At 25.9% G+C, this 21,917-nt stretch carries 24 protein-coding genes; 2 read left to right on the forward strand and 22 right to left on the reverse strand.

Features of this window, described 5'->3' with window-relative positions:
- Positions 1-253: 253 nt before the first annotated feature.
- Positions 254-472, forward strand: a complete 219-nt coding sequence (locus tag ACICQF_RS01215) for a hypothetical protein (RefSeq protein WP_342266614.1) — start codon at positions 254-256, stop codon at positions 470-472.
- A 55-nt stretch (positions 473-527) separates the two neighbouring features.
- Here ACICQF_RS01215 and ACICQF_RS01220 read toward each other — a convergent pair whose 3' ends face one another.
- The 7 genes from ACICQF_RS01220 to ACICQF_RS01250 form a co-directional block, all read right to left on the reverse strand.
- Positions 528-1,325, reverse strand: coding sequence for a hypothetical protein (locus ACICQF_RS01220; RefSeq protein WP_252320128.1), 798 nt, complete (start codon positions 1,323-1,325; stop codon positions 528-530).
- A gap of 22 nt (positions 1,326-1,347) precedes the next feature.
- The gene (locus ACICQF_RS01225) at positions 1,348-1,998 is read right to left on the reverse strand and encodes a nitroreductase family protein (protein ID WP_395473387.1); all 651 of its coding nucleotides are present in this window, start codon (positions 1,996-1,998) and stop codon (positions 1,348-1,350) included.
- A gap of 102 nt (positions 1,999-2,100) precedes the next feature.
- Complete coding sequence (tuf, locus tag ACICQF_RS01230; protein ID WP_395473388.1) at positions 2,101-3,357, reverse strand: elongation factor Tu; 1,257 nt, start codon at positions 3,355-3,357, stop codon at positions 2,101-2,103.
- Between the two features lie 103 nt (positions 3,358-3,460).
- Positions 3,461-5,563, reverse strand: a complete 2,103-nt coding sequence (gene fusA, locus ACICQF_RS01235; RefSeq protein WP_338958672.1) for an elongation factor G — start codon at positions 5,561-5,563, stop codon at positions 3,461-3,463.
- Between the two features lie 15 nt (positions 5,564-5,578).
- Positions 5,579-6,046, reverse strand: a complete 468-nt coding sequence (rpsG, locus tag ACICQF_RS01240; RefSeq protein ID WP_174481359.1) for a 30S ribosomal protein S7 — start codon at positions 6,044-6,046, stop codon at positions 5,579-5,581.
- 14 nt (positions 6,047-6,060) lie between these two features.
- Complete coding sequence (gene rpsL / locus ACICQF_RS01245) at positions 6,061-6,480, reverse strand: 30S ribosomal protein S12 (protein WP_252320120.1); 420 nt, start codon at positions 6,478-6,480, stop codon at positions 6,061-6,063.
- Between the two features lie 186 nt (positions 6,481-6,666).
- Positions 6,667-7,038, reverse strand: a complete 372-nt coding sequence (locus ACICQF_RS01250; RefSeq protein WP_395473389.1) for a spiralin repeat-containing protein — start codon at positions 7,036-7,038, stop codon at positions 6,667-6,669.
- A gap of 222 nt (positions 7,039-7,260) precedes the next feature.
- Here ACICQF_RS01250 and ACICQF_RS01255 point away from each other — a divergent pair, with 222 nt between their 5' ends.
- On the forward strand, positions 7,261-7,575 hold the full coding sequence (locus ACICQF_RS01255) for an HU family DNA-binding protein (RefSeq protein ID WP_286641782.1): 315 nt from the start codon (positions 7,261-7,263) through the stop codon (positions 7,573-7,575).
- Between the two features lie 173 nt (positions 7,576-7,748).
- On the opposite strand, the gene ACICQF_RS01260 is transcribed toward ACICQF_RS01255, so the two are convergent.
- From ACICQF_RS01260 to ACICQF_RS01330, 15 genes are all read right to left on the reverse strand, one after another.
- Entirely contained in the window at positions 7,749-9,371 is a 1,623-nt protein-coding gene (locus ACICQF_RS01260; RefSeq protein WP_395473390.1) for an MATE family efflux transporter, read from the reverse strand.
- Between the two features lie 492 nt (positions 9,372-9,863).
- Complete coding sequence (locus ACICQF_RS01265; protein WP_395473266.1) at positions 9,864-10,562, reverse strand: IS30 family transposase; 699 nt, start codon at positions 10,560-10,562, stop codon at positions 9,864-9,866.
- Between the two features lie 86 nt (positions 10,563-10,648).
- Positions 10,649-11,143, reverse strand: a complete 495-nt coding sequence (locus ACICQF_RS01270; protein ID WP_395473391.1) for an alkaline phosphatase family protein — start codon at positions 11,141-11,143, stop codon at positions 10,649-10,651.
- Positions 11,144-11,282: 139 nt separating this feature from the next.
- Positions 11,283-11,648, reverse strand: a complete 366-nt coding sequence (locus ACICQF_RS01275; RefSeq protein ID WP_338958650.1) for a hypothetical protein — start codon at positions 11,646-11,648, stop codon at positions 11,283-11,285.
- A 19-nt stretch (positions 11,649-11,667) separates the two neighbouring features.
- On the reverse strand, positions 11,668-12,048 hold the full coding sequence (locus tag ACICQF_RS01280) for a hypothetical protein (protein WP_395473392.1): 381 nt from the start codon (positions 12,046-12,048) through the stop codon (positions 11,668-11,670).
- 177 nt (positions 12,049-12,225) lie between these two features.
- The gene (gene rplA, locus ACICQF_RS01285) at positions 12,226-12,906 is read right to left on the reverse strand and encodes a 50S ribosomal protein L1 (protein ID WP_338958648.1); all 681 of its coding nucleotides are present in this window, start codon (positions 12,904-12,906) and stop codon (positions 12,226-12,228) included.
- Between the two features lies 1 nt (position 12,907).
- Positions 12,908-13,354 (reverse strand): 50S ribosomal protein L11, encoded by a 447-nt coding sequence (gene rplK / locus ACICQF_RS01290; protein ID WP_338958646.1) that lies wholly within the window; start codon positions 13,352-13,354, stop codon positions 12,908-12,910.
- Between the two features lie 178 nt (positions 13,355-13,532).
- Positions 13,533-14,165, reverse strand: coding sequence for a transcription termination/antitermination protein NusG (locus ACICQF_RS01295; RefSeq protein WP_338980176.1), 633 nt, complete (start codon positions 14,163-14,165; stop codon positions 13,533-13,535).
- 19 nt (positions 14,166-14,184) lie between these two features.
- Entirely contained in the window at positions 14,185-14,616 is a 432-nt protein-coding gene (secE, locus tag ACICQF_RS01300; protein ID WP_338958642.1) for a preprotein translocase subunit SecE, read from the reverse strand.
- 11 nt (positions 14,617-14,627) lie between these two features.
- A complete protein-coding gene (gene rpmG / locus ACICQF_RS01305; protein WP_174481441.1) occupies positions 14,628-14,777 on the reverse strand; it encodes a 50S ribosomal protein L33 in 150 nt (49 codons plus the stop codon).
- Positions 14,778-14,990: 213 nt separating this feature from the next.
- Positions 14,991-16,088 (reverse strand): hypothetical protein, encoded by a 1,098-nt coding sequence (locus ACICQF_RS01310; RefSeq protein WP_395473393.1) that lies wholly within the window; start codon positions 16,086-16,088, stop codon positions 14,991-14,993.
- A gap of 72 nt (positions 16,089-16,160) precedes the next feature.
- Positions 16,161-17,492: a hypothetical protein gene (locus ACICQF_RS01315; RefSeq protein ID WP_395473394.1), complete on the reverse strand. Its 1,332-nt coding sequence runs from the start codon at positions 17,490-17,492 to the stop codon at positions 16,161-16,163.
- A gap of 21 nt (positions 17,493-17,513) precedes the next feature.
- On the reverse strand, positions 17,514-18,758 hold the full coding sequence (locus tag ACICQF_RS01320) for a replication-associated recombination protein A (protein WP_395473395.1): 1,245 nt from the start codon (positions 18,756-18,758) through the stop codon (positions 17,514-17,516).
- 22 nt (positions 18,759-18,780) lie between these two features.
- Positions 18,781-20,526 (reverse strand): hypothetical protein, encoded by a 1,746-nt coding sequence (locus ACICQF_RS01325; protein ID WP_395473396.1) that lies wholly within the window; start codon positions 20,524-20,526, stop codon positions 18,781-18,783.
- A 76-nt stretch (positions 20,527-20,602) separates the two neighbouring features.
- A complete protein-coding gene (locus tag ACICQF_RS01330) occupies positions 20,603-21,553 on the reverse strand; it encodes an IS30 family transposase (protein WP_395473397.1) in 951 nt (316 codons plus the stop codon).
- Positions 21,554-21,917: the final 364 nt, after the last annotated feature.

A 21,917-nucleotide genomic window follows, 5' to 3' on the forward strand; every position in this document is an offset into this window, starting at 1 on the left:
TTGGTGAACATTGAGTTGTTAACCAAAAAAAAATTAAAACTACTTATATTCCAGTTATTATAATATAAGTAAGGGGGAAGCTTGAGCAAATCCCGATTCTAAAATAAAAATAGTTAATCTTAATAAAGATAATAAAAGTGGAAAATTATCATTACCTTGGGGTCCAAATGGTACTAAAAAAGAAGTACAATATACTAAAGAAGATGTTTTAATTTGAGATGAAGATGGATATTTATATCCTTGCAAAAAATCAGTGTTTGAAAATACTTATTTAATTAGTCAATCTAAAACAGAACTTGAAGAACAATTTCAAAATTTACTTAAATTAACAAATAATGATGATAATTTAGAAACTCAAGATGTAAGTTCAAATAGTGAAACAAGATTGAATGTTAATGAAATTAATAATTTAATGCCTTTATCAACAAATACAACAATATATAATTCACAAACACCAAAAAATTTGAACTAAAAAAATAAAATGTAATAAAAAATATTAATTTAAATAATTAATATTTTTTATTTTCTTAATATTTATCACAAAAAGTATAAAGTAATGATAAGATTGCAGCGCCAATTAGAACATCATTTTGATTATGATTTGCTACTTGCGTAGTAAAACTAGGTAATAAACAAATATTATTAAAAAAATATTGATCAATAATTCTTCCAATATTATTATTTGTTAATGAAAATTGTTCTTTTAATATTTTACAATAATCATTATTATTTTTAATTAGTATTGAAGTTTTTTTAGTAGCACCAACATCAAGATGTAAACCTTTTTTATATAAAGGTAAATTTAAAACTTGATCATTATTTCAAATGTCATATAAATCAAAAATTTTATGTTTTTGAAAAAAATAACTAACTTTATTTTTGAATTTACTTTCATCATTATGATAACTCAAATAGTTTTTTAGCATTAATATCTCAGTTCTAGCACCAAGTAAAATCAAAGATTTAATGTTATGTTTCAATAACTTATTAGTTAAAAATTTAAAAAACTGTTGCTGATGTTTAACAAGCTTTAAATCTTCATTTAAAATATTTGGTTGCGGAATAACAGTTTTAACGAACAAATGTAACTTTTTATTTTGTAAATTACTAACACTTAAATCTTCTTTTTTATTAATAATTAATAATGCAATTGAAAAAATTTTTTCAAAATCATGAGCATACGAATTGTTCTTTTTTTTATGTAATAAATTACGAAAAGTCTCAAAATCAAAAATAAGAATTGGATATTCAATCTTATCTAAAAATTTACCAATAACATTAATATTTAATTCAATATCTAAGTTATTTATTTTTAATTTTTCCATTGCAATACCTTTTCTAATACATCTATTTGTTGATAAGCGTACTGATTTCACTAACTTCGTTTTTAATAATTTTAGTTTTTGATGGATAACCATAACCAGCAGACACTAAAATTGTAACATGATACTTATTAGGTTCAATAATCTTATTTGATTCTAAGTAAGTTAATAATTGTTGTTCATTAAAACCACCTAATACAACATTATCAATTTCATGAGCAGTTAATAATAATAAAAGATTTTGTAATAAAATAAAAGTTTGACATTGTGCCCAATGATTTATTTGTGTTTTTTTGTCATGATCAAAGAAATTATTAAATGTTGATTTATAAATTTCGTATTGTGGTTTTGTTAAATTACGTCTTTTCATAACAGTATCAACAAATCATTGATTACTAGTATTGAAATTTTCACCACTATAACTTAATAAAATAAATAAATGTGAACAAGTACTAACTTGTTGTTGATTATTTATGATTGGTTGCAATTGTGCTTTAATTTTAGAATTACTAATAACTAAAATTTTTCATGGTTCTAAACCATATGAAGATGGGGTATGACGCACATAGTTAAGAATATCGTTAATTTTACTATCGCTAATAATTTTACTAGGATCATAATTACGAATTGATTTACGATTTAAAATTAGACTTTCCAGCTCTTTAACATAAGGCATTGATTTGTCATCTCTTTTCTATAAATTAATTTTACTACTAAAATATTTTTAATTAAAAATCTTTATTCTCTTTTGAGAATAAAGATTTTTAATTTAATGTGATTATTTAATAACTTCAGTAACTTGTCCAGCACCAACAGTTCTTCCGCCTTCACGGATTGAGAATTGAGTACCTTTCTCAAGGGCAACTGGGTGAATTAATTCAACAGTAATAGTAACGTTATCACCTGGCATAATTAATTCTGATTTTTCACCTTTATTAATAAAGTCTCCCATACTTCCTGTAACATCAGTTGTACGGAAATAAAATTGTGGTCGATATCCTGGATTAAATGAAGTATGACGTCCACCTTCTTCTTTAGTTAGAATATAAACTTCACCTTTAAATTTAGTATGCGGAGTAACTGATCCTGGTTTAGCAATAACTTGTCCACGTTGAATATCTTCACGTTTAACTCCACGTAATAATACTCCAACGTTATCACCAGCTTGTGCTTCATCTAATAATTTTCTGAACATTTCAATACCAGTAACAACAACTTTTTTAAGACCTTTGTTAATACCAATAATATCAATTTCATCATTAACTTTTAAAGTTCCACGTTCAATTCTTCCAGTAGCTACTGTTCCACGTCCAGTAATAGTGAAAACATCTTCAACAGCTAATAATACTGGTTTATCAATTTCTCTTTTTGGTGTTGGAATTCATTCATCCATTGCTGTTAATAATTCTTTAATTTTTTCTTCTCATTCTTTTTTACCATCTAATGCTCCTCTTGCAGAACCACGAATAATTGGTGTATCATCACCTTCAAATTCATAATTAGTTAGTAATTCACGAATTTCCATTTCAACAAGTTCTAATACGTCATCGTCTACACTTTCCATATCACACTTATTTAAGAATACAACAATTTTTTTAACTCCAACTTGACGTGCCAATAGAATGTGTTCACGTGTTTGTGGCATTGGACCATCAGTTGCAGAAACAACTAACACTGAACCATCCATTTGAGCTGCACCTGTAATCATATTTTTAATGTAGTCAGCGTGACCTGGACAGTCAACGTGTGCATAGTGACGAGTTGGTGTTTCATATTCAACGTGAGCTGTATTAATAGTAATACCACGTGCTTTTTCTTCTGGAGCAGCATCAATAGAAGCATAGTCCTTAAACATACCTTTATATCCATCTGCTTCATGTTTTGAACAATAACTAGTAATTGCAGCAGTTAATGTTGTTTTTCCGTGGTCAACATGACCAATTGTTCCAACATTAACGTGCGGTTTTGTACGTTCAAATTTTTGTTTTGGGCCTGTTGATACAGGCTTTGATTTTTTTACTTCTTTTTCTGCCATTTTTGTTTCCTCCTTGGAAATAATTAATACTTATTTTTATTTAATTAAATTAAACACTAAGATAATTTTAAAGTAAAGTTATTATACTTTCAATTAAATTATTTTATTTTTTAGTAATTCTTCCTTTTTGATATTTACCAGCAACTGCTTCAGCAACTGATTTTGGTGCTTCTTCATAGTGTGAAAAAGACATTGTATATGTTCCACGTCCTTGGGTCATTGAACGTAATTCAGTAGCATAACCAAACATTTCAGATAAAGGCACTTTAGCTTTAACAACTTTACTGTTACCACGCATTTCATCTGCTTCAATAGTACCTCTTTTACCAGAAATTTTACCAACAATAGAACCATAATATTCATCTGGAATAATAACTTCAACATTCATAATTGGTTCTAATAATACTGGTTTTAATAAATCTTTATTATCTTGTAAAGATTTAGAAGCTGCAATATTAAAGGCACGTTCTGAAGAGTCAACAGGGTGGAATGAACCATCATATAATGTTGCTTTAACGTCAATAACTGGATATCCAGCAATTAAACCATTAGCTAATGATTCAATTAATCCTTCTTGTACTGGTTTAATGTATTCACGTGGCACTTTACCACCAACAATTTTATCAACAAACTCAAATCCTTTATCTGGATTTGGTTCAAATTTAATAATAACATGTCCATATTGGCCGCGACCACCTGATTGATGAATATATTTACCCTCAGCGCGCTCACAAACTGCTTTAATTGTTTCACGATAAGCAACTTGTGGATTTCCAATGTTAGTTGCTACTTTAAATTCACGTTTTAAACGATCAGTTAAGATGTCTAAATGCAGTTCTCCCATTCCTGAAATAATTGTCTGTCCTGTTTCTTTGTCTGATGAAACACGGAATGTTGGATCTTCTTCTGCAAGTTTTTGTAAACCTAAACTCATTTTTTCTTGATCAGCTTTTGTTTTTGGTTCAAGCGCTAATGAAATAACTGGTTCTGGAAATACCATTTTTTCTAAAATAACTTCATGTTTTTCATCACATAATGTATCACCAGTAGTTGTATCTTTTAAACCAACAATAGCAGCAATGTCACCAGCATAAACCTTTTTAATTTCGGCACGACTATTGGCATGCATTTGTAAAATTCGACCAACACGCTCTTTTTTTTCTTTAGTTGAGTTTAATACATAACTACCAGATTCTAATGTTCCCGAATATACTCTAAAAAAAGTTAATCTTCCAACAAAAGGGTCAGTCATGATTTTAAATGCCAACGCTGAGAAAGGTTCTTCATCACTAGAATGACGTTCTACTTCTTTTGATGAAACAGGTAATATTCCTTTAATTGCAGGTACATCTAATGGTGAAGGCAAGTAATCAATAACTGCATCTAACATTAATTTAACACCTTTATTTTTAAAGGCACTACCACATAATACTGGGAAAAACTCAGCAGCAATTGTTGCTTTACGAATTACTGTCTTAATTTCAGCAACCGTTACTTCTCTTTCAGCATATTTCATAAAGAAATCATCATCAAAGTGAGAAAGTGCTTCTAATAATTCCTCACGTCTACTTGCAATAACATCTTTAAGTTCTTCAGGAATTGCAATTTCTTTATAATCCTCATTTGGTTTACCATCAAAATGGTATGCTTTCATCTCAATTATATCAATAATTCCATCAAAAGCATCTTCTGCACCAATTGGTCATTGAATTGCATGAGCATTAGCACCAAGACGATCTTTTAATGTTTGAATTGAATGAGCAAAGTCAGCCCCAATTTTATCCATTTTATTTGCAAAAACAATTCTTGGTACATTATACCTAGTTGCTTGATTTCAAACAGTTTCAGTTTGTGGTTCAACTCCAGTTTGCGCGTCTAATACAGCAACTGCTCCGTCTAAAACTCTTAATGAGCGTTCAACTTCAACAGTAAAATCAACGTGACCCGGAGTATCAATAATATTTATTCGATTATTTCTTCAAACAGCAGTTGTTGCAGCTGAAGTAATAGTGATACCACGTTCTTGTTCTTGTTCCATTCAGTCCATAGTTGCGGCACCTTCATGTACCTCACCAATTTTATGAATTTTACCAGTATGGTATAAAACTCTTTCTGTTGTTGTAGTTTTACCAGCATCAATATGAGCCATAATTCCAATATTTCTAGTATTTGCTAGTGAATATTCTCGACCTGATTTTTCTGCCATTTTCTCTCTCCTTTATTATCATTTATAGTGAGCAAAGGCTTTATTAGCTTCAGCCATACGATGAATTTCATCACGTTTTTTAATTGATGAACCATTACCAGTAGCAGCATCCATAATCTCAGCTGCAAGTTTATCTTGCATACTATTACCATATCTTGCTTGTGAATAAGAAACTAATCAACGAATTGCTAAAGTTATCTTACGAGTAGCACTAACTTCAATAGGAACTTGATAGTTTGCGCCACCAATTCTTCGAGTTTTAATTTCTAATTGTGGTGTAATATTAGCAATTGCCTTTTCAAATACTTCTAATGGTACTTGTTGGGTTTTTTCTCCAACAATTTTAAAAGAATTATAAACAATTTTTTGAGCTACACTTTTTTTACCATCAATCATAATGGCGTTAATTAATTGAGTAACAATTTTTGAATCATAAATTGGATCAGCAACTAATTCTCTTTTAATAGCTTGATTTTTACGCATTTAGTTTTACCTCCTTATTTCTTATCTTTTGGTTTTTTAGTTCCGTATTTAGAACGACCTTGATTACGATTTACTACTCCGGCAGTATCAGAATACCCACGAATAACATGGTATCTAACTCCAGGTAAGTCTTTAACTCTCCCACCACGGATTCCAACAATAGCATGTTCTTGCAAATTATGACCTTCTCCAGAAATATAAGCAGTAACTTCCATACCGTTAGTTAAACGAGCACGAACAATTTTTCTTAAAGCTGAGTTAGGTTTTTTTGGTGTTCTTGTAGTAACTACAAGCGCTACACCTTTTTTTTGCGGACTGCTAATTGAAGAAGTTGTTTTTGTTAATGAATTATATGAAACATTTAACGCTGGTGATTTAGATTTGTATTTTTTATCTGTACGTCCTTTACGTAATAGTTGGTTCATTGTTGGCATTAATCGTGAGCCTCCTTTATGATTTTAAAGAATTAATTATATACACAATTCCTAGTGTATCAAAATTTAGTCCAATAAGTATAATACCAGTTTTTAATAGTAATAGTCAAATAAATTTTGAAAAATAATTAGAAAAAAATGACACAATTTAAATTATGTCATTTTAAATTAATATATATTAATTATTTATTCAATAGTATCTGTAAATGTAAATGTTCCTGAAATTTTATCACCTTGTGCTGTAACTGTAAATTTAACTTCACCAGCAACTTGTTTATCTTCTTTTTTCTTATCATTAGTTAAAGTAAAATCAGTACCTACACTAACATCTAATTTAGTTGTTTTTTTAATCGCTGCTGCAACTGCATCAGTAATTTCTTTATTAGTATTTAAATCACCAAAAGTTTTTTCACTATCTACTGCTGTTTTAAGATCATCAACTTTAACATCTTTAATATCTTGCTTATCAGTTTGATCACCACAATCTACAACTGAAGTAGTAGCTACTGTTGTTAGGGCTAATGCACCCATAAGTATTAATAAATTTTTCATTTGCATATCTTAGTACCTCCGAAATAGTTATTTACTTATTTTTTGAATTTTAACATACAAGAAAATTAATGTAAAAATTTTTTGCTTTGCACATGTTAATTAACATATAAATTTATATATTCAAATCTTATTTTTTTTACTAGTCTTTTATTTTCATTAAATAAGGTTTTTTTAAAAAATGTTATATAATAATAAGTATCATTTAAGGCATGTTTTTATAGCATACTTATGGTAATTGGTGAAGAAAGGGTTGAAAATTTTATGCAAAAAAGTCAGATAGCACGAGCTGTACAAAAAAAATTAGAATTATCAGAAAAAGAATACAAAGAAGTGTTAGAATTTATCTTAGATAAAATTGCTACTGCTTTAATTAAAGGAGAAAAAGTAACACTACGTAACTTTGGAACGTTTACTATTAAATACCGCAAAGCTCGACCGGGAGTAAATCCACAAAATTCAGAACCGATGGCTATTCCTAGAAAGCGAGTAGTTAAATTTAATTCTTGTAAAGCATTAAAAAAAAGAGTTAATGAAGGTAAATAAATATTTTATTTTAGGAATGACTTCAATCAAATATAGATTGTATATTCATTCCTTTTAATTTGTAAAATTAGCAACCTTTTTTAATCTTAAATAATTAAAAAAATACTCTGTTTTAAATGAGTATTTTTTATTTTCTTCATATATTAATATTAAGATATATTTTTATAAATTACTTAATCTATTATATTTTTATTAAGTACTTTTTTTTCTGATAAATTAGATATTTGCATTTTTTTATCTTTAGTTGTATGAATAAATGGTTTAGATTTTAAAAATGTATAAATTAATAATGGTAATAATATAAAAGCAGCAAATAAATCAATAAAGCCAAGAAATAAATAAAAATAAAAACCATTATGAGAAACATGTGCAACATAATATCCTAAATTTAAACAAACAATTGGCATTATAATTGTTCGTTGTAAACTAGCAAATAATGACAATTTACCACGATTAATTGATTGATAGAAAATAACAGCAACATAATGTAGTGTAGCTAATGGATAAAAAGCAAACTGCATAATGATATAAACTTTAAAGAATCTTGCCATTTCTAAATCTACGCCAAAGAAATGCATCATATATTGTCCTACTATTACTACTAATAATACTGAACCAATTAGCAACAATAAAAGTAATAAAGTTAAACGTCACATCAATTGTCAAACACGACTAAAGTCCTTTGAACCATAAACATAACCAATTAATGCTCTTGCTCCCTGCGTAATTCCAATAATAGGTGCATTAATTAAAATTAACCAAGGCATAATACCACCATATAATTGAACAAAAACCGGAATACCAGTACTTCCTCCACCATGATAGTCTGGAGGTGGCAATGTATTTAAAATTTTAGTAGTAACCATTGCCAAAATACTTTGGGCAATATTTTGTAATAAAGAAGTTGCACCAATTAATAAAATGCCCGTTACTATTACTCATTTAAGTTTTAAGTGTGCTACTTTAAATCTTAAATTATCGGCACTATATCAAATAATACCTATTGAAAATAAATTAATGCTTGCTCAAGCAATAATAGTTGCATATGCAGTACCTTCCATTCCTAATTTATCAGGAATAACAAAAATAAAATCTAAAGATATATTTACTAAACAAGCTGCAACATTAATTAAAATTGTTCATAACATCATTCCTTCACTACGTAACAATGAAACTAAAAAATAAGCAAAAAAAAGTAATGGTGTAGCAAGAATTAAAATTTGTGAAAATCTAACTGCTTCTTTAATTATTATTTCCCTAATTACTGGATTACTTCCAGCATCACTTCCAGCTTGAAATTCAATAATACTCTGACAACTAAAATACATAATGATCATAAGAACAATAGAAACTAAAAAAGATAATAGAAAGCCATTTCCTAAATATTCTGACATTTGTTCTCGTTTATTTTGACCATATGCAATTGAAAACTTAATACCTGTTCCAGTAGCAACCATTAAAGCAAAGGAAACCATCATTGAAGAAGGAACAGCAGCATAAGTAGTAGCAATATTAATAATTTTTAATGCTTGTTCAGCAGTTATCATTATTCCTGAATTTTGATAATTATTATAACGAACAATAATACTTTGTCCACCTCATTGTGTAGCAATTCATTTATCAAAAATTTGATAAGTAGAAAAAATAATTACAGCAATTAAAGGTGGTGTGACCATAATAAAGATTGCTTTTCATGGATTTGTCGTGCTAAAAATAGCTTGTCTTTTCAACTTGTTTATTGAATTTCTTTCTGTTCTTTTATTGAAAGTAACTTTAGCAAGATTTTCTTTTTCCATAATATTATCCTTTCTAATCTAACAAAATTAATCTAATTAATATTATATTTTATAAAAGCTCATAACTAAAATATCTATTGCTGTCACAAATAAAAAACATGTTTAGTATTTTAAAAAATGTTAGAAGAAAAAAATTAAAATATAAATTTTTATAAAAAATATAATCACATTATAACCTAATAATAAATAAATATTTAAAAATAATCTCTTTAATTTGCTAAATTGTAAAGGTAAGTGCAACTAAATTATTTTTCTATCCAAATATTCGATTGGTGAAAGATAATTTAATATTTTTCTCGGTCTTTGATTTAAAGACAATATAAATTTATGAACTTCATTTTTATTAGTTTTTGAAAAAATAAATTTTTTAGGAAATTTTTCTCTAATTAAACCATTAGTATTTTCATTAGTACCTCTTTGTCAAGGTGAATATGGATTGGCAAAATAAATTTTTACATCTAAATTTTTTTCAAGTTGTTGTCAATTTGAAAATTATTTGCCACGATCAAAAGTAATAGTTTTAACAATGTTTTTAGGAAGAATTGATAAATAATAACTGACATTTTTATTAATAACTTTAGTAGTTCTGTTTTTAACTAATATTGCTAAAGTAAATCGTGATACTCTTTCAACTAAAGTTATTAAACATGATTTGCTTTTACCTCGTGATGATACTATAGTATCTCCTTCTCAATGACCAAGTGTTATACGATCATTAACATTTATATCTCGTTCTTTAATTGATTTACCATTAAACTTGCCACGATTTTCTTTAGATTTTCGTTTTTTACCTTTTCTTCTTAAATTTTTACTAGTAACTTTATCAAGCATTCCAAAATAAATTCAAGTATAAATTGTTTTAAAACTAATAACTCACTCTTTATGAAAATTTTTAATTCTGCCATAAATTTGTTCAGGTGATCAACCTAATAGTAATTTTTGTTGTACATATTTTACTAAATTCTTATTTTTAAACTTATGAAAACTAATATGTGATTGTTTTCGATTTTCAGCTTTATTTTGTGCAATTAATGAAAAATAATGATTATTATCTTTATTTCTATTAATTTCTCGAATAATAGTACTAATACTTCGATTAAGATTTTTAGCTATTTCACTAATTTTAAATTTAAATTTCAATTGATTCTCAATATAAATCCTTTCATCTATGCCAAGATGTTTATAACTCATATAAAAACTCCTTACTTTTTTCTAAACTAAATTTAGCATTATGAAATTTTTATATGAGAATTTTTTGCAATTTTATTTACTTGCACTTACAAGTATAATTCAGCATTTTCTTGGCCTTTGGGTTGAAAATTAGCAATCATTTCACCTTCACTAGCATAACCAAATAATTTTTTTGAAGGATCATACTTATCAATAATAGAACTAAAAATACTTACTTGATCAGCTTTTACTTCAGCATGAACAGTATGATGAACATTCCACAAATCTTGATCAACAACACCATGCTTAATAGGATCTGTAGCAAACATAACACTTGCTCAATTTGCAGCAGAAGAAGTTGGTAAAACATCACGTGCTTCCAGTGTATACGCACCATGATGCATTAAATAGTTCATATTTGGACTATAACCACTTTTTAATGCATAACTGGCCATACCATCAACACCCACCATAACTACATGTTTAGGTTTTTTTGCTTTGGGAACCAATTGATTAGTTGGTTCATTTGTTAAATAATCGTTACTATGTGGTACATAATTTAAAATTGGATCATGATAACTATCGTAACTAATAGTTATCATAATCCAAACTACTACTCACACAATATTTATTAGTAAAAAAACAATTATTTTTTTAGAATTAAACATCATAATACACCCTTTTTAATGAAATAATGATTATTAAATTTTACTATAAATAAATTTATGAAGTAACTATATATTAAATTCTTGACTTTCATCATCCTCTAACTAATAAACTAACTCCAAGAACAAAACATATTGGTACAATAATAATTAAAAAAATAATTGCAAAATAAACTTGTTCAAAAGGATGAGAAACATAAGTATTTTTAGCCGCTTCTATATCTAGTTGATCTCAATTATAAAACAAATTAATAATACCATAGTGTTTTAAACTTCAAAAACCGTTACCAAGAAAATTATTATAATGATCATTAAAAATAGCTGTTCCAAATAATATTAAACTAATTATTAGAAAAAACAAAGTTAAAATGCATAAGAATAATCCTAGTTTTTGCTTTCAATCCCAAGATGTAACTTTTTTATATTCTACATTTTTATCCATATTTAACACTTACTAAACACTAAGAATATAATCAACGTTTAAAATAACCAAATATTAAAGATAAAACACTAACACCAAGAAAGATAGCAGTTAAAATTACTGTAAATACAATTCCGACAACTACTTGCGCAAGAGGATAAGTTAAAAGCTTATCACTAGTAGCATCTGTTCACATTTGATCATAGCCAGCTTTGCTTAAAAAACTATCAAGTCCTCATATAGAAATAGCATGAAAGCCATTTCCAGCATATTGTGAACTTCCTCCACTTGGGGCTTTAAAATTGGCTGTTGCAATTAAAATTAGTCCTAATGCTAAACAAAGCAAACTAATTACCAGTGAGGAAAAGCCAATTTTTATTCTTCAATTTTGTTTCTTAAAAATATTTATAAGATTTTTCATTAAGGTTTCTCCTTTACTACCTAATTATTTTATTATTTTACCAAAATAATGTATTAATTGGTATTATCACAATAAATAAATTATAGCGTAAAATTTTTTTAAATAATAAAAAAATTATGAATAAAAACATAAAAAAATCATTAGTACTTTTACTAATGATTTTTTTATATTATTATATTATTCTTCAATTAATACTTTAATACCAGGGCCCATTGCCGTAGTAATACTTATATTTTTAATATAAGCGCCCTTAACTGCTGCAGGCTTAACTTTTCTTAAAGTGTTAAGAATTGCTAAATAATTATCTTTTAACCCTTCTTGTGCAAATGACACTTTACCAAGAATAACATGAATATTACCTTGTTTATCAACACGATATTCAACTTTACCTTTACGAATATCAGCTATTGCTTTTTGAACATCCATTGTTACTGTTCCTAGTTTTGCTGTAGGCATTAATCCTTTTGGTCCTAATACTCTACCAATTTTTCCTAATTCACCCATCATTTCGGGTGTTGCAATAATAACATCAAAATCAAATCAACCTTTTTGAATTTTTTCAATCATTTCCTTACCACCAACAAAATCAGCTTGACTTTCCATTGCCTCTTTTTGTTTAGTAGTAGTTATCACTAAAACACGTTGTGTTTTTCCAGTCCCTGCTGGTAAAACAATAGAACCACGTAACATTTGATCAGCATGTCTTGGATCAACATTTAAACGAAATGCTGCTTCAACTGTTGCATCAAATTTTAATGATGAAGTTTGTTTAGCTAATTCTAAAGCACGATCAATTGGATAAACTTTAGTGTTATCAACTAATTTTGCAACTGCAAGATATCTTTTACTTCTATTCATATTAAACACCTTGCTTTCCATCTTCAACAGTAATGCCCATATTCTTGGCTGTTCCTGCAACAATTTTAATTGCATCTTCTAAAGAATAAGCATTTAAATCAGGTAATTTAATTTGAGCAATTTCTGTAATTTGAGCAATAGTAAGTGTTCCTACTTTTGTTAATTTAGCATTTGATGAACCTTTTGCAAGTTTCAATGCTCTTTTTAAAAGAAATGTTGTTGGTGCAGTTTTTATTTTAAAGTCGAAAGTTTTATCTTTATATGATGTAATAAAAACTGGAATTGGAACCGGATTAACATCATCTTTTTGATCTTTGGTTTTATCGTTAAATTCTCTACAAAAACGTGGCATATCAATACCGAATGATGCTAAACTAGCACCTGGTTTGGCACTACCAGCTGGTAATTGAATAATACCTTCACGATTAATATTTTTTTTATCTGCCATGAGCAACTCCTCCTAAATGGATTCTCACTGTGGTCCAAACGAATAAATCTTCCACAAGTTTAAACATAATTAAAGTCTATTTATATATATAAATAGTACTTTACAAATAATAACATCATTATAATTAGTAGTCAAATATATTTTAATTTTATTTTACATAAAAATTAAATAGTTTAAACTAAACTTTAATTTTTTTACAACTATCATATTCTACTTTAATTTCGGTTTGACGACCAAACATATCAACAGAAACTGTTGCAACACCCTTATCTTCATCTAATTTAATAACTTGTCCTTCTCGGCTTTGTAAAGCACCAGAAGTAATATGAACAAAATCATTTAACTCAAAATCACGAATAATTTTTTTGGTCTCTTTAACTTTAGGTTGTGATGAATTTTTAGAATTACGATATAACATTTCATTAACTTCTTTAGTAGAAAGTGGAGTTGGTGGTACACCTTTACCACTAGAACCAATAAAACCATTAATTCCTGTTGTATTACGAATATCATATCAAGTATCTTCGGTTAAAATCATATGAACAAAAATATAACCCGGAAAAATATTTTTTTCAGTTATTTTTTTATCTTTATCTGGTATTGCTTCTTTAACAACTCTAACTTGAAAAATATTATCTTTTAAATTTAATTTTTTTTCAATTTTATTTTTCAAATCAGCAGCAACTTTATCTTCATGACCTTTGTTACAATTAACAATATATCATTGTGCTTGCTCAATTCGATGTTTATGTGTTTCTTCTAATGATGTAGTTTTCACTAAAGGGGTTTCTTTTTTTATTCTTTCGCTCATTTTTTGGCATCTCCATTTTTTACATTATTTTTAATAAAGGTAATACAAATAGTAATAACTGCTCAATTCCATAAAAGAATAGTGCTAAGACAGCAATAAATAATACTGTTGTAATAAATTTATTATTTAATTGTTTTCTTGGTGTTCAACGAGTTCTTCTAATTTCTCTTGATAAGTATAAGAAAAAATATTTATGATAAGTTCTCGCTTCTTTTTTATAATAAAAACGTTCTTCAGGCGTACGATTTTTACGTTCTTTTTCTCAAATTTCGCTAATATTAACCTTTTTATTTTTATCGGCTGTTCGTGGATCAAAACTTGGTTTTCCTTCAGAAGTTCTTTTTGTTCTTAAAGGTTTAATTTTACGTAAAATATTAAATTTACTTTTTAAAAGAGCCAATTTTTCAGGATTAACTTTTGGTTTTTCTTTTGATTTGTCTTCTGCACTCATGAAAATTTCTCCTAACGTGATTCCTTATGTAAAGTATGTTTTTGACAATGTTCACAATATTTTTTTAGTTCCATACGCTCTTTATATTTAATCTTATTTTTGTATGTATGATAATTACGATTTAAACATACAGTACAAATTAAAATTATTTTTTCGTTCATTAAATTCACCTAGAAAATTTAACCATTTTTAATTATATTATTATTTAAAATAAGTGTCAATTTTAAAATATTTTTATTTTAAAAACAAAGTTAAATTTTTAATCTTTCTTTAAAATTCATCATTTCTAAAATAATTGTACAAGAAAAAATAAAATAATAAATAAAAAATAATGTTTTTTTAAAAAAACATTATAATATAAAAACTAATTTTAATTAACCATTAATACTTCCTAAAAGTGGTTGTCTTTCATTGGGTTCTATGATAACTTCTGGCATATCATTATTTGCATTTGTAACAAATTCCGGTTCAAACTCATAATCAGGAATTTTTAACTTTATTCTTTCTCGTTGACTACTATCTTCAATCTCCGTTACTAATTCCACCTTTTTATTTTCGGGAGTATAATTATCTATTCATTCTTTAAACTTTGTCAATGTTGGTCTTCAATCTTTTATTTTTCCGGGTTTAACAAAACTAGGAATTGTTTTATCTGAATGTCTCATTTCAAACTTATCTCAATTATTTTTTTCTAAATACTCATATATTTCCTTTAAATATTTATTACTTAAAATACCTTTATATAAAGAAAAACTTTTCGTAATGTGTTCTTTTCTTTCATTAATAATTTTAATAATAATTTCCTCTTTACTATTTGAAGTATTAGATTTACTCATTGTAGAAAAATATGTGTGACTAACATCCATCATTGCTGAAATTGACATTAAATTTCCTCCCACAATATTACCATTTGTAAAGTTAATGCCTGCAGTTGCAAAAGTAGTAAGTGATTTTAAGTATTCAATAGTTTTTGTTACTTTTTGAATTTTATATAAATCAAAACCTGATATTCAACTAAGCACTTTAACTAATCCATTTGTACCAGTAAATAATTTATTTAATGCAATAGAAATCATTTCTGGAGTTAATTCATTACTTACAGCATCTTCTGTTAATTGTTCAGCAATTTCAGAATAAAGTCTTTCATCATTTGGTGGTAAAGTAGGAAAAGTAGGTAAATTTGGTTCGGTAGTTGTACTACCACCAGTTTCATTTAAATTATATGCTTGTCAAATAACTCAACCACCAAATGCAGCATATAACATATCAGCTACTCCACTTTTAATTAATTGGTAACGTTTTTCAATATTACTATCCCTAGTAACAGACTTAAGTCCTGCTATTGTTAGTAGAACTCCTGTTGTCGTATTACTTCAATTTTGTGCACTTAATGCTCCTGCTCTAATTGGACCATGAAGATTATTCAACGCTCATTGTACTTCTGTTCATGTTTCTTCTTTATTTATTTTCATTTTATTTATTCCTTTCATAGTTAAAGTAGTTTTAAATTAAATTTTTAATTTTATTGATAAAATGATACATAATTATTCATTAATAATGTTACTAATTGTTCATCTACTAATATTTATTGAGAAAGATGGCCCAATATCAAAAGCACGAGATATAGAACTACTTCTAAGTTGTTGATATATAGTGTTTTCATCATGTCACATAAATATATAAATAACTAATCCTTGTGATTTATGACCTGCAGGTGGCTGATTTACTACTCGTCAAACTGGTAATTGATTATCTTTGTCTTGAATTTTTTTGGTATTAAAGTTTAGTTCATTACTTTTAATTGTTGTTGTATTATTCATAACACTATAAGTTATGCTGTCTGTCGAATTAGCAAAAATTGTTGGATATAAAAATATAAAATTATTTCATGAATCAGCATAATCACTTCATTTTAAAAGCGTAGTTATTTCTGAATTATAATCTATTAGTTTTCCTCCATCTTTTGGAAAACTATGACTTAATGTTAAATTATTATTAGTATCCAAATTTTTGCTATCATATTGTAAATATCCAACGCTAATAATGTTACCAGTACTGTCAACTAAATATCTAATACTTATTTTTTTACTATTATTTTCAATTGAAAAATTATTAATAACAGATTCTAAATTTGGACTATCAATCATATTATTGAAAATATTTTCAGCAATTTTTTCTGCAATGCTTTCATTATTTTTTAAACTACTTTTAGTAATAAATTGTTTAACAAAGTCAAGACAAATTCCCCTACTATTTTTTAAATGAGACTGAGCAATATAATATAATCCCAATGTTTCACTTAAATTATCATAGTTCTTAATTACATCAACAATACCTTTTGTTCCGGTTAATGATATATGAGTATTAGCACCACCAAATTGAATAAAAGTAAAATTACTTTTAGACTTTTTATTTGAAATATAAGCTGTTGTTGATATTTTGCTCAAGTTTTGTTTTTGAAAAATTTGCAAATCATTAGTACTTGTTAATTGTTCCTCTTTATAATTAATAGCAGCAATTTCTTTATCAAACTCATTAATAACATCTTTATTTATCTTTTCAGGGTTATAAGTTAATTTAAAATTATCAATATAAATTTCTTTTACATAAGGTTCTAAATTTGGATTATCAATAATACTTTTAATATCAAAAAGATGATATATTCCATCTTTATCTTGACTATTTAAAATAGTACTATTACTTAAATTACCATACGTAGTATTAGTAACCACTTCAGTAATTTCAGTTTTATTTTTATTTTCTTGTTTTAATTTATTAATACTTGTTAAATTATTAGTAATACTAGTGTTAGCAACAATATTAGTTGTTGCTAATGTTAAACTAAGTCCCAACCATAAATGTTTATTTTTTAACATTCTATTTTGCACCTCAGAATTTTATTTTTTAGTAAATCTATTATAAATTTCATTTAATTTTTTTTCATAAATGTTATGGAGTTTTGGTTGATAATATTTCATATCTTTTAACTTTGTTGGTAAATACTGTTGTTGTACATAATCATTAGCATAATCATGTGGAAATTTATATAATTTACCTTTACCTACTGATTTTTTTAATGTTTTAGATCAATTATGCTTCAAATAATCAGGAATTGGATATACTTTTCCTTGTAAAACATCACTATATGCTTTTTGTACTGCCAAATTAGCACTATTTGATTTCTCACTAAGTGCCATTTCAATAACTACTAAACCAAGTGGAATTATACCTTCGGGCATACCAATTTGACGAAAAGTATCAATAGCAGTTTTTACTCTAATTGCTAAAGCAGGATTAGCAAGTCCAATATCTTCGTAAACAATAATCAACATTCTTCTTAATAAAGCTTCATAATCACCAGTTGCTAATAACCTTGCTAAATAATGCAAAGCAGCATTAACATCACTGCCTCTAATTGATTTTTGTAATGCTGACTTTAAATCATGATGTTCATTTCCCTCTTTAGCATTTCAATTACTTGCTTTAGGCATAATAGCATTAATAATATCAATAGTTATGATTTCATTAGGATATAATTTTATTAATATTTCTAAAATATTAATTGCTATTCGTAAATCACCGGTTGCTAAATTACAGATTTTTTCCAAAATTTCATCACTAATATTAAAATTAAAAAATGAATTATTAGTAATTATTTTTTTTAAGCCTAATAACATTTCTTCATTACTAATTGGCTTTAATTCTAATAATAGACATCTACTTCGTAAAGCTGGATTAATTACAAAATAAGGATTTTCAGTAGTACAAGCCATTAAAATAAAATTGCCATGTTCTAAATATTGTAATAATAAATCTTGACGATCACGATTAATGCGTTGTATTTCTTCAATTATAATTATATAAGGTTTAGTATTTTGTGCTATTTTAATTAATTTTTCTAAATTTTCTTTTTTATCAATGGCAGCATTAAATACTCCAAATTCACATTTTAAATCATTAGCTAGTGCTTGAGCAATAGTGGTTTTGCCTGTTCCTGGATTACCATAAAATATTAATGATGTTAAAAACTTCTGATTTAATATTCGATTAATAATTCCATTTTTATCATTTATCAAATGACTTTGACCAATTATATCATTAATAGTAGTTGGTCTTAATATTGTTGCTAGTGGCTTATCCATACTCATCACCTTTGTTTTTAATTTAACGTCGTGAAGTTATTTTAACAATAGAACTAAAATTAATAAAGGTTAAATTATTATTTTTAATATTAACATCCAAGGAATGAAGCATTTTATATTCTTTATCATCATCATATTTAATAATGATACCAATGTTTTTTAAGTGCTGATATTTATCATTTTGTTCAGAAACACTAACAAGTTCAATATTATTTATCTTTTTTATGATATCAAAATTAATTGTCTCTTGAAAATGAATTTGATAGTTATCGCCATCAATATTAATTCCTATATTCATTTCTAAATTAATGTCATTAGTAGGAGAAAAATTATTCATATCATTAATAGCTTCTTGAAATAATAGTGAAATAAGTGAAATAGAATTATCTTTAAAAGTAATTGGATATATTACACCACTAGGAAGAACATTTGGATATAAATCAATAGAATTTAAATCTTTAACATTAAAATTGTTATTTTTAAAGGTTTTTTCATTTGGTTCTTTATTTTGAAATTGAATATTTATTGAAAACTCGATAGTATCTTGCAATTGATTTTTACCAACAATTGTTACTATTATAGATTTTGGTTTTTGATAATTTCCAGTAATCGCATTACTAGTAATAATATAATCTTGATCGTTAAAATCTTGATGTCATTTTTGCTTACCAAACTCATTTATTTTTTTACTAACAAGGAAAGCAATATGATTATGAATATCCACTTTGCTAACATTAGTATTATCTTTAATAGTTATTAATTGATTAATTACACTTTCATCATTTTCCAATACTGTTTTAATAACAGATAATGATTTTTTTGTTCAACTACCTTGAACATTAAAATTAATATTTAATTGACCTTTAATAATTTCACTACTATTTTTAGCACAAATAACAACTGTTATTTTCTTTTTTATCATATAATTATCAAAATTTTTTATTGAATCATAATTAATAACAAAATCACTTTTTGTTACTTTATCTGATAATGATTTTTCTTTATTAATTTCTTCTAAAAATTTCTCTTCAATAATTTTATTGACTTGAGATTCTATTTCATTTTTATTTCCTTTTGTAGCATCTGACATTACTATTGTTTGTGATGGAATTGTAATTCTATTGTCTAAATCAAAAATATTAAATTTTTCTGGAATAACATCATTTTCAACACTAAAATTGAAATTTAAGTCACAAGGAAGCAAACCATAATTACTACCAAATTGATTAACACTCATTTCAATTTTAAATTGTTTTATTTTTTCTTTATAAGATGGTATTTTTATTGAAAAATTATTTTTAAGTGCATTTTCATCATTAATTTTAATATTAATAGCTGGATTTACTGGTAAATGTAGAAAAAAATTATTAGGAATATCTATTTTATTTGTTTGTAACACATTATCAATCTTTTTTAATAAATCACTAAGATAAAAAATTTTTAGTTTTTTATCAGTAGATATTAAACTAATATTATTTAATTTATCCTTGTAATCTATCAAATTATATTTTTTATTTGTTGGACAATTATTCTTATAATAATCTTCTCAATTTTTATCTTGATTAGGATTTCAGTTGTTGGAATTATTAGTATTTATGGCACTATTTCATTGATTATTTGCAATTATTAAAATCATAGTAGTAATAATTAAAACAACAACAACAAATAACAAAGAAAAAATTTTAAACCAATGTTTTTTTTCTTGCTTAACATTAGGTTTTTGCTTATAATTTGATTTTTCATTTTGATTAATACCAATTTTATACATTATTTCCTCCACCAAAAATCGATAATAAAACATAAAAAAACTTTATAATGATGCTAAATTGTAAAGGTAAGTGCAACTAAATTATTTTTCTATCCAAATATTCGATTGGTGAAAGATAATTTAATATTTTTCTCGGTCTTTGATTTAAAGACAATATAAATTTATGAACTTCATTTTTATTAGTTTTTGAAAAAATAAATTTTTTAGGAAATTTTTCTCTAATTAAACCATTAGTATTTTCATTAGTATCTCTTTGTCAAGGTGAATATGGATTGGCAAAATAAATTTTTACATCTAAATTTTTTTCAAGTTGTTGTCAATTTGAAAATTCTTTGCCACGATCAAAAGTAATAGTTTTAACAATGTTTTTAGGAAGAATTGATAAATAATAACTGACATTTTTATTAATAACTTTAGTAGTTCTGTTTTTAACTAATATTGCTAAAGTAAATCGTGATACTCTTTCAACTAAAGTTATTAAACATGATTTGCTTTTGCCTCTTGATGATACTATAGTATCTCCTTCTCAATGACCAAGTGTTATACGATCATTAACATTTATATCTCGTTCTTTAATTGATTTACCATTAAACTTGCCACGATTTTCTTTAGATTTTCGTTTTTTACCTTTTCTTCTTAAATTTTTACTAGTAACTTTATCAAGCATTCCAAAATAAATTCAAGTATAAATTGTTTTAAAACTAATAACTCATTGTTTATGAAAATTTTTAATTCTGCCATAAATTTGTTCAGGTGATCAACCTAATAGTAATTTTTGTTGTACATATTTTACTAAATTCTTATTTTTAAACTTATGAAAACTAATATGTGATTGTTTTCGATTTTCAGCTTTATTTTGTGCAATTAATGAAAAATAATGATTATTATCTTTATTTCTATTAATTTCTCGAATAATAGTACTAATACTTCGATTAAGATTTTTAGCTATTTCACTAATTTTAAATTTAAATTTCAATTGATTCTCAATATAAATCCTTTCATCTATGTCAAGATGTTTATAACTCATATAAAAACTCCTTACTTTTTTCTAAACTAAATTTAGCATTATGAAATTTTTATATGATAATTTTTTGCGATTTTATTTACTTGCACTTACAAGTATAATTCAGCATTTTAAAATATTTTTTTTAAAATTATAGTTAAGATATTAAAAGTAAATTTACTTTTAAATATTTGACAATTAATATTTTCATTGGATAATGCTTGTTGATAGCTAGGTTTTAATTTAGTATCATTTTTTTTAGTTTTTAAAATAATAATTAATCAAAAAATAAATTGGAATAATTGAAATATTAAAACCATCGTAATTAAAAATAAACTAATAAGAATAAAAACACTTGTTGTTTGATCTTGAGTAATCATATATTTTC

The sequence above is a fragment of the Spiroplasma endosymbiont of Nomada rufipes genome, assembly GCF_964277355.1.
Classification (GTDB): Bacteria; Bacillota_I; Bacilli_A; order Mycoplasmatales; family VBWQ01; genus Spiroplasma_E.